Annotated in this window: 10 protein-coding genes and 1 tRNA gene; 4 read left to right on the forward strand and 7 right to left on the reverse strand. The window is 41.0% G+C overall.

Annotated features, from left to right (window positions below):
* Window positions 1-7: 7 nt before the first annotated feature.
* The 5 genes from ftsI to FTT88_RS13800 all read right to left on the reverse strand — a co-directional run bounded on the left by ftsI (window position 8) and on the right by FTT88_RS13800 (window position 5560).
* Window positions 8-1834, reverse strand: a complete 1827-nt coding sequence (gene ftsI, locus FTT88_RS13780) for a penicillin-binding protein PBP3 (RefSeq protein ID WP_180174023.1) — start codon at window positions 1832-1834, stop codon at window positions 8-10.
* Between the two features lie 12 nt (window positions 1835-1846).
* Window positions 1847-2179, reverse strand: coding sequence for a cell division protein FtsL (ftsL, locus tag FTT88_RS13785; RefSeq protein ID WP_078189390.1), 333 nt, complete (start codon window positions 2177-2179; stop codon window positions 1847-1849).
* 10 nt (window positions 2180-2189) lie between these two features.
* Window positions 2190-3101 (reverse strand): 16S rRNA (cytosine(1402)-N(4))-methyltransferase RsmH, encoded by a 912-nt coding sequence (gene rsmH / locus FTT88_RS13790; RefSeq protein ID WP_180174024.1) that lies wholly within the window; start codon window positions 3099-3101, stop codon window positions 2190-2192.
* Window positions 3102-3286: 185 nt separating this feature from the next.
* Window positions 3287-4303 carry a sulfate ABC transporter substrate-binding protein gene (locus tag FTT88_RS13795; protein WP_180077121.1) on the reverse strand — a complete coding sequence of 339 codons (1017 nt, stop codon included), beginning with the start codon at window positions 4301-4303 and terminating at the stop codon, window positions 3287-3289.
* 249 nt (window positions 4304-4552) lie between these two features.
* The gene (locus FTT88_RS13800) at window positions 4553-5560 is read right to left on the reverse strand and encodes a sulfate ABC transporter substrate-binding protein (RefSeq protein WP_180008671.1); all 1008 of its coding nucleotides are present in this window, start codon (window positions 5558-5560) and stop codon (window positions 4553-4555) included.
* A 381-nt stretch (window positions 5561-5941) separates the two neighbouring features.
* Here FTT88_RS13800 and FTT88_RS13805 point away from each other — a divergent pair, with 381 nt between their 5' ends.
* The 4 genes from FTT88_RS13805 to FTT88_RS13820 all read left to right on the forward strand — a co-directional run bounded on the left by FTT88_RS13805 (window position 5942) and on the right by FTT88_RS13820 (window position 8576).
* Window positions 5942-6235: a hypothetical protein gene (locus FTT88_RS13805; RefSeq protein ID WP_078192541.1), complete on the forward strand. Its 294-nt coding sequence runs from the start codon at window positions 5942-5944 to the stop codon at window positions 6233-6235.
* 169 nt (window positions 6236-6404) lie between these two features.
* Window positions 6405-7913, forward strand: a complete 1509-nt coding sequence (gene gltX, locus FTT88_RS13810) for a glutamate--tRNA ligase (RefSeq protein WP_168378189.1) — start codon at window positions 6405-6407, stop codon at window positions 7911-7913.
* A gap of 91 nt (window positions 7914-8004) precedes the next feature.
* Window positions 8005-8080 (forward strand) — tRNA-Glu (locus tag FTT88_RS13815).
* Window positions 8081-8234: 154 nt separating this feature from the next.
* Window positions 8235-8576 (forward strand): hypothetical protein, encoded by a 342-nt coding sequence (locus FTT88_RS13820; RefSeq protein WP_180129591.1) that lies wholly within the window; start codon window positions 8235-8237, stop codon window positions 8574-8576.
* Between the two features lie 25 nt (window positions 8577-8601).
* Here FTT88_RS13820 and FTT88_RS13825 read toward each other — a convergent pair whose 3' ends face one another.
* The gene (locus FTT88_RS13825) at window positions 8602-9573 is read right to left on the reverse strand and encodes a cation diffusion facilitator family transporter (protein ID WP_180012416.1); all 972 of its coding nucleotides are present in this window, start codon (window positions 9571-9573) and stop codon (window positions 8602-8604) included.
* A gap of 204 nt (window positions 9574-9777) precedes the next feature.
* On the reverse strand, window positions 9778-9987 hold a 210-nt coding region (locus tag FTT88_RS13830), incomplete at its 5' end, for a zinc ribbon domain-containing protein (RefSeq protein WP_180174025.1).

The following is a 9987-nucleotide window of genomic DNA, read 5'->3' on the forward strand; positions in this document are numbered from 1 at the left end:
TCACCTATTACTGGATCTTAGGAGTGTCTAAAGGTTTATCTAAAGGTACGTTCATTAAACGTAAAGATTCTTGCATTACACGAGCGAAAACGGGTGCAGCCACCAGACCACCGTAATACTGACCTGTCGGGTTTTCCACCACAACAATCATGGCCAAACGTGGATCACTCACCGGTGCAACACCAGCAAAGAGCGCACGATATTCTGAAGTCGAATAGCCTTTACGGTCTGCACGTAATTTATGCGCTGTACCAGTTTTACCCGCCACGCGATAACCCGGAATATTGGCTTGACGTGCCGTACCACCCGGTAAGGTTACCGCTTCCATCATTAAAAGCACTTGATCAGCAATTTTAGGGTCAACCATCTGCTCACCTTTCGGCTTTTCCTCAAGCTTGTACAAACTCAGTGGCATTTTGACGCCCTTGTTGGCAATCATGGCATATGCATCAGCCAGTTGGAGTACTGTAGCGTTCAAACCATAACCATAAGCCATGGTTGCTACTTCTGACACATTCCATTTGCTCTTCGGCAAAATCAGACCAGCACTTTCACCGGGGAATTTCACCGCTGAGCGTTGACCAAAGCCAAGACGTTGATAGAAGGTCGGCAATGTTTCATAAGGGAGAGATAAAGCAATTTTCGCCACACCAACGTTAGACGATTTTTGAATAATGCCGCCCAAAGTCAGAGGGCCATAGTTATGCGTATCTCGAATAGTATGATTCCCAACGCGCATTGAACCCGGTGTAGTATTTACCACCGTATTTGCCGTGTATTTGCCGCTTTCCAACGCCATTGCCACGGTCATTGGCTTCATGGTTGAACCCGGCTCAAAGGAGTCAATCGCTCCACGGTTACGCATGGCATCTTTATTTAAAACGCCTTTTTTATCGTTCGGGTTGTACGACGGCCAAGAGGTCATCGCCAAAATTTCACCCGTTTTAACATCCACGGCAATCGCAGTTGCAGAACGAGCATTATTGGCCACGCCTGCAGCGGTCAACTCACGATACATAATGTATTGCAAACGTGAATCAATACTCAGCGTGATATTTTCACCCGACTCAACTTCTTTCACGATCTCAGGGTCTTTTACGCGGTTGCCTTTTTTATCTCGGACAATTTGCTGCGCACCATCAACACCTGAAAGACGTTCATTCAGTTGCATTTCTAAGCCTTCAATACCCATGCCCTCACTATTGGTTAAGCCAATAATTTGTGAGTTTGGCTGAGGCTGTGGATAGTAGCGCTTATAGTTTTTCTCAGTATATACGCCCTGAAAGTCACGTTTCATGATCAATTCAGCTTGTTGCGGCGGTACTTCTTTCTTTAAAACCAAATAACGTGAACGTGGACGCTCATTCATTTTGCGTTTCAGTTCAGCACGATCCATACCGACAGCATCGGCAAGTTCATCTAAGCTTAGATTTTTATCAGGTAATTGCCGTTTTAACTTACGATTGTTTGGATCTTTAGCCAATTCCGCCGTAATTTCTTCAAAGAGTTTTTTATTGTCAAAATAATCACGTGGATCAATCACGATTTTCATGATCGGAGTACTAATCGCTAAAGGAACGCCGTGACGGTCATAGATGACACCGCGCATGGCTTTTAAGGTTTCAGTTCTTAAAATTTTGGCATTGGCTTTATTTTGTAAAAAGTCTTTATTGATGATTTGTACATAAAAAGCCCGCCCCACCAATGCAATAAAGCACAGTAAAACCACTGCCCACATCAAGTGATAGCGCCACATCTCCACCGAAATGGCTGTACGACCAGTAACAGACTGCTGTTTTTTACGCGGAGTTTGTTTGTTTCTCTTTTCAACCATGTGACCGGCAGCCTATTTTTTCTGTTCTGGAGTTTGTGGCAATGAAATAACAACGGTTTGTGCAATAGGAGGCGAATACATCCGTAATTGGGTAACTGCACGTGTCCCAATTTGGGCTGTTGCACCAAAAGTTTGTTGTTCGATCAGCAAACGTCCCCATTCTGCATTGAGGTCATCCCTTTCACGCATATAGGTACTCAATTGACGGTAATCTTGTCGATATTCAAAGACTTGAAATACAACCATAATCGCACTCACAAAAACCAAGAGCAATAAAATGCCGTATGTAATGATTTTCTTCGACTGCGATTGATCAGAGTTTTTTTCGATTGCTTCGGTTTTCATTCTTTGCCTTTTAAGCTAAACGCTCTGCCACACGAAGCCAAGCACTACGAGATCGCGGATTGGCTTTAACTTCTTCTTCACTTGCTTTAATTCGTGACACTTTTTTTAAGCGGCGGGTATCTTTGCGTTTTTGTGGTAAACCCCAGCCTGTGTCTTCTGCAAGTGTAGATTCTTTTTGAATAAATTGTTTAATTAAACGATCCTCTAAAGAGTGGAAACTGATCACTGCAAGAGTGCCTTCAGGTTTCAGCATATCCACCGCTTGAGGTAAGAAGATATCAATATCGTCGAGTTCTTTGTTAATAGCAATACGAATTGCTTGGAAAGTTCGTGTCGCTGCATGTTTATTTTTTTCCCATTTCGGGTGGGCAACTTTCACGATTTCGGCCAATTGAGCTGTGGTTTCAATATATCCTGCCGCTTTAATCGCTTTGGCAATACGGCGGCTATAACGCTCTTCACCATATTTAAAAATAATATTAGCTAAATCTTCTTCTTCAATATCAACCAACCACTCTGCGGCTGTTGGACCTTGTGAGTTGTCCATACGCATATCAAGTGGGCCATCTTTCATAAAGCTAAAGCCACGCTCTGCTTGGTCTAGCTGCGGAGATGACACCCCTAAATCCGCCATAATACCGTCGACCAAATCGATACCACGACTACGCAGTTCCTCTTTTAAATCGGCAAAACTGGCGTGAATAATTTTAAAACGCGCATCTTCTTGTTCTAATTCTGCTGCAACGGCCAATGCTTGCGGGTCTTTATCAAAGGCATAAACACGTGCATTTTCATCTAATTTAGACAGTAATAAACGCGTATGACCGCCACGCCCAAATGTGCCATCTACGAAAATTCCTGTATTGCGATCTGCCAGTAAAGCATCAACAGTTTCATGAAGTAATACAGAAATATGCGACATAAGGGTTCGTTCAACACAGCTAAAAATGTAACTGCACATTATTACCTTGTTTTAGCAAAGCTCCAAACGTCTTTTTGTACAGAAATATTACTTTCTATAGAGAAAACCGTTTTTATTTTTTGGTATCCATTAAAAAACCTCCCGAAGGAGGTCTTTGTACATCTCAAATCATAGATTTCGATGTATTAACGCTTGTTATTGTAGATCTGATCGAAGATCGCACCATTCACAAAATGTGTTTGTTGTGCTTTTGCCCAGCCACCAAAGACTTCATCAATAGTAAAAGTTTTTAAAGGTGGGAACTGAGTTTTATATTTTGCTAAAACTGCTGCATTACGTGGACGATAGAAATGACGAGCAGCCATCTCTTGACCTAATGGAGAATAAAGATAATTGATATAGCCTTGAGCTAACCATTTATTACCATTTTTTTCGACAGTTTTGTCCACGATCGCCACTGAAGGCTCAGTCAAAATCGACATCGATGGATACACGATATCAAATTTGTTTTTACCCAAAGTTTTTTGCGTAACTAAAGCTTCGTTTTCCCAAGTCAATAACACATCACCAATACCACGTTCTGCAAATGTAGTCATCGATGCACGTGCCGCAGAGTCCATTACTTTTACGTTATGGTACATCTTACCCACGAAATCTTTGGCTTTCGCTTCATTACCACCCGGCTGTTTCAAAGCATAACCCCAAGCTGACAAGTAAACCCAACGTGGGAGACCGCCAGTTTTCGGGTTCGGGGTAATAATTTGTACGCCCGGTTTGGTTAAATCAGACCAATCTTTAATATGTTTCGGGTTGCCCTTACGCACCATGAAGACAATCGTTGAAGTATATGGCGCTGAGTTATGTGGAAACTCTTTTTGCCAACCCGGCTGAATCTGACCAGACTTCACAATTTCTTCGATGTCATTGGCCAAGGCCAAAGTCACGACATCACCTTTTAAACCGTCAACCACGGAACGGGCTTGTTTACCTGAACCACCATGTGATTGTTTAAATGCAACCGTTTTACCCGTACGCTCTTTCCAATATGCACCAAATGACTTATTAAATTCGTCATAAAATTCACGCGTTGCATCATAAGAAACGTTTAAAAATTCACGATCAGCGGCCTGAGCAGACGCTGAGAAAGCAACACCAGTGGCAAGCAACGCAGCACTGAGCCACGCCTTAAATTGAGTTTTCATAACAGCCAGCATAAAGTTATATTCAATACTGCTAAATATATGAAATAAAGTCATAAATCGCAATTGCAGCGTGTTTAAACGTCTTGCTGGATACAGCTAACGCAGCGAATTTAATTGTTTGTTTTTCATATTAAAATACACAAAAACAATCTACTTATTCCCTATATATAGATTTTTATGCATTACATATGCAAAAAAACGGATAACCCCAATTATCCGTTTTTACACCAATCAACTTTATTTGCAGACTTACTCTTTATTCTTTTCACTATAGATTTGATCGAAAATCGCACCATTCACAAAATGTGTTTTTTGCGCTTTAGCCCAACCGCCAAACACTTTATCAATGGTAAAGGTTTGAACTTTCGGAAATTGAGCAGCGTATTTTGCTGTGGCTTTTGCATCGCGAGGGCGGAAGAAATATTTACCTGCCAGCTCTTGGCCTTTAGGTGAATATAGATAATTCAAATAACCCTTCGCCAAATTTCGATTACCATTTTTATCGACGGTTTTATCCACTACTGCCACTGAAGGTTCGGCTAAAATCGAAATAGACGGATAAATAATGTCATATTTATCTTTGCCTAGGCCCTGAGTCGCTAACAGTGCCTCATTTTCCCAAGACAGTAAGACATCTCCAATGCCACGCTCAGCAAAGGTCGTGAGTGAACCACGTGCGCCAGAATCCAATACTTTGACATTGCTATAGAGTTTTTTCACCAATTCTTTGGCTTTGGCGTCATTGCCACCCGGCTGTTTTAAAGCATATCCCCATGCTGATAAATAGATCCAACGCGGTGCGCCGCCTGTTTTTGGATTTGGTGTAATAATTTCAACGCCCGGTTTGGTCAGGTCATTCCAATCTTTAATTTTTTTCGGGTTACCTTTGCGCACCAAAAATACGATGGTTGAGGTATACGGTGCAGAATTATGTGGAAATTGCTTTTGCCAGTTCTTATTGATTTGTCCTGTCGCCACAATTTCATCAATATCATTGGCCAATGCCAAAGTGACAACGTCTGCTTGTAAACCTGTTGCCACTGCACGAGCTTGTTTGCCAGAACCACCATGTGATTGTTTAAAGTTAATCTCTTGTCCTGTACGTTTTTTCCAATATTGTCCAAATTCTTGGTTATATTCCTGATAAAACTCACGTGTTGGGTCATAAGAAACATTTAAGAAATCTTTTGCGGCATACACCTGTACCGCCACCCCACCCAACAAAGCGAAAATGCCCGATGCTATTATTTTTTTCATCTGCTCAAACTCAAATTGATCTTGAGAGCACTATATAAATCAAAAATAACTTTAACAATCAGCTATCTATAATATAAATTCAAATCTATTTCTGTTTTAAAGATATCTAAAAATAACGTATTTAAAGCTTTAATTCTGCTAATACAGCAACAATCAGAAGCGATCTCCATGCTATCTTCATAGTTGTTTGCTAAAACATCCGAAAATCTGGAGAAAACAGTCTATTTAGGTAATCCTAGTACAGACTTTTTTAGTTTTTTTGTAAAAATTGTGACGTAGTTCTACTTTTTAATTACGAAAGATGGTTAAATCGTAGTCTAAATATTAAAACTATTTTGCAAATAAAAAGTTCCATCACCAAAACTAGGGGGAGATTTGGACATGAAATTTTCATACGCACTATGCCTAGGCTTAAGTTTAAGCGTGACTGCACAGACTGGATTTTGTGCTGCAACCAGCACCGCATCGAATAACAAACTTACGATGCCTGCTGAACGTACCTCATTGATCGAAAAAGCGATTAATCAGCAAAAATCTGAAGGTAAAGGCCGTACAGACGATAATTTAAAAGTACTTACGTCTATTAAAGCTGCACCGACTCAAAGTTTCTTTGCATCACAAAACCAAAGTTTTTCTCGTTTTGTTCAAGCCATTTTCTCTGGTAGCAACTCATAACGACATCAGTATATTGATGCTGCCCAAGCTATTGTTTTAGACGAGTTCCCCTACTGTCGTCTAAAAAATACTAAAAAACGCCTGATCATTCAATGTTGAATTAAGCATTAAGTGATCAGGCTTTTTCGTTATAATAGATCCCAATTTACATTCTGATTAAAAGCTGATTATGACTGTTCGTACTCGTATCGCACCTTCTCCTACTGGTTTCCCGCATGTTGGGACTGCTTATATTGCATTGTTTAACTTATGTTTTGCGAAGCAACATGGCGGTGAATTTATTCTTCGTATTGAAGATACAGACCAGCTGCGCTCTACCCCAGAATCTGAAAAAATGATTTTAGATTCATTGCGTTGGTTAGGTTTGAACTGGTCAGAAGGTCCAGATGTAGGTGGCCCTCATGCGCCATACCGTCAATCTGAACGTATGGACATTTATAAACAATATGCTTTGGAACTGGTTGAAAAAGGCCATGCATTCTACTGCTTCGCAACAGCAGAAGAACTCGATCAAATGCGTGCGGAACAACAAGCGCGTGGTGAATCACCGCGTTATGACGGTCGTGGCTTAAAACACACTGCAGAAGAAGTGGCACAGCGTTTGGCTGCTGGTGAACCGCATGTCATTCGTATGAAAGTACCTGAAGAAGGGATTTGTAAATTTAATGACTTACTGCGTGGTGAAGTCGAAATTCCTTGGGCGCAAGTTGACATGCAAATTCTACTGAAAACCGATGGTTTACCGACGTATCACTTGGCAAACGTGGTTGATGACCATTTAATGGAAATCACTCACGTAATTCGTGGTGAAGAATGGATTCCATCTGCGCCTAAACACCAATTATTGTACAAATATTTTGGTTGGGACATGCCTGTACTTTGCCACATGCCGCTGTTACGTAACCCAGATAAATCAAAACTGTCTAAACGCAAAAACCCAACCTCAATTAACTACTACAAAGACATCGGCGTTTTACCTGAAGCATTATTGAACTACTTAGGCCGTATGGGCTGGTCAATGCCGGATGAAAGTGAAAAATTCACTTTGGCTGAAATGATTGAACACTTTGACATTCAACGTGTATCACTAGGCGGTCCAATCTTTGATGTTGAAAAGCTAAACTGGTTAAATGGTCAATGGATTAAAGGTTTAACACCGGGTCAATTGCTCGATACCCTACTGGCTTGGAAATCAGATCGTAATACCTTGGAAGAAATTGCTGCTGCGATTCAACCGCGTATTAATTTATTGTCTGAAGCAGTGAATTGGGCAGGTTTTTATTTCAACCAATTCCCAACACTCAGCAAAGAACAGTTTGAAAGCAAAAAATTGACTGAAGAACAAGTGCGTCAAAGCCTTCAATTTGCCATTTGGCGTCTAGAAAGCATGTTCACTTGGAACAATGACACCGTCAGCCAAACGCTTATGGATTTGGCGAACCAAATGGACATTAAACTTCGTGACTTCATGCCAACCTTCTTTATTGCTATTGCAGGTTCAACATCTTCGACACCTGTTATGCAATCAATGGTAACCATTGGTCCTGATTTAACCTTTGCTCGCTTACGTCATGCACTTGAAATTGTGGGCGGCCCGAGTAAAAAAGAAACAAAAGCATGGGAAAAACTCAATGAAAGCTTAAAACTGCCGAAAAATGATGCAGTTGATGAAGCTTAATTGATTTTTTAGTTGACGGATGGGCGTTATCCCCCTAATATAGCGCCCATACCGAGAGATGGTGTCAACCAACTCTAAGTTGCCTCAAATTGTCCCTATCGTCTAGAGGCCTAGGACATCGCCCTTTCACGGCGGTAACCGGGGTTCGAATCCCCGTAGGGACGCCATATTCAAGGTGATGCAAATCATCTTATAAAAAACCCAAGCATTATGACTTGGGTTTTTTATTGCCTAAATTTTATCTGATTTAAATTTACGGTATTTTTGCTTTCTGCGTCATTCTGATTAAAATAAACCATAGATTAAAATTATGGAGTTGCAATGCAATACCGTTGCCCTAAATGTCAAAGCCCTAAAATTATGCCTCTTGCGCAAGCAGGCCAGCCTGTTGCTCGTCCTGTCGTGCCTAAAAGCCTGATTATCCTCATCCCTGCGGTATTTATTCTTTTACTGTTGGTGATTATCAGCATCGCAATGTGGATTTTTGGTGACGGTGCAGGTACTACATTACAAACTGCGACTGTTGTTGTATTTATTGCTTGCTTGATTGCTGGCTTCTTGTTCTATCGCGACCTGCCAGATTTCAAAATTTCAATGCAAGGTTTTATGCAATCACAGAAAAAATGGAAATGCCGCGAATGTAATCATGAGTGGGAAATCTAAACAGGCCATTTAAATCACATTAGCATTAGTGCTGATGTGATTCATCATGAGAATGCGCGTGATCATCTTGATGATGCTCATGTGCATGATCAGACTTTTGAGTGTGTTGGTGTACTACACATTCATCTTCTTCGATTTGCAATGTCATCTCCGTGATTCCATGTTCATGTTGCAACATTTCAATCGCCTCAAAATACAAGGCATTACGATCGGCTTCAGGTGCAAAGAGATGAACCGTCAAATGCACATTCTTTGACGTAATTGCCCAGACCTTTAACTGGTGAATACTCTCCACCCCTTTGAGTGCCAATAAATCATTGCGTAATTTTTCTATGTCGATTTCTTCAGGCACACCTTCCAATAAAATATTGATACTTTGTTTGAGTAAAATCCAAGTCCTTGGTAAGACCCAAAAGCCAATGAGCACCGCAATAAGCGTATCGACCCACATCCAGCCGGTAAAATAAATAATCGCTGCGCCAATAATCACACCGACCGAACCTAAGGCATCACTTAACACCTCTAGATACGCCCCTTTCACATTCAAGCTTTCTTGTGAACTGGAAAATAAAATACGCATCGAGATTAAGTTAATGATTAGACCGATGACGGCCACAATCATCATGCCCATACTTTGAATTTCCGGCGGCGTTGAAAAGCGCTGATAAGCCTCATACAAAATATAAATCGCAACCACAAATAGCATCAAGGCATTAAACAAGGCTGCCAAAATTTCAAAACGCTGATAGCCAAAGGTACGTTTGTTATCAGCAGGAAGCTTGCCAATTTTGATCGCGACCAATGCTATGGCAAGGGCTGCAGCATCGGTGAACATATGTGCCGCATCTGACAATAGCGCCAAACTTTGCGTCATAAATCCAGCAATGACTTCAATAATCAAAAACGTCGTGGTCAGTGCTAAGGCAAAACTTAATTTTTTGACATTCCCTTCTGTGACAACGGCATGGCTGTGGTCATGCCCATGATGCTCACTCATTATTTTCTGACCTTATAAATTATATGTTCTTCAGTCTTGAGCTTAACAGGTGCAGTAAACGTAATAAAATTACATCATTCAACCTTCAGTATTACGTTTTACCTTCAAACTTTAAAACTGCTTTTTCAGCATCTACTTTCAATTTATTCAAATTAATTTTTCGCGATCTAGATGACTGAAATTACTTTTGACATCCTCACCCCCTTAAAAGAGGGTGATTCCTACAGCTAGACGCTTATGCCCAAGCGCAAGAATGTTTAGAGCTGAGTTTATATCTCGATCATGAACTGTACCACAGCTCATGCACTCCCATTCTCTTATTCCAAGATCTGTCTTACCTTTTGGACTACTTGAGGTGATCTCACCGCAGCACGAACAGATTTGGGTGGTATAGGCTTCTTGGACTTCTTCAAA

The organism is Acinetobacter sp. YH01024, from assembly GCF_013420195.1.
GTDB lineage: Bacteria > Pseudomonadota > Gammaproteobacteria > Pseudomonadales > Moraxellaceae > Acinetobacter > Acinetobacter amyesii.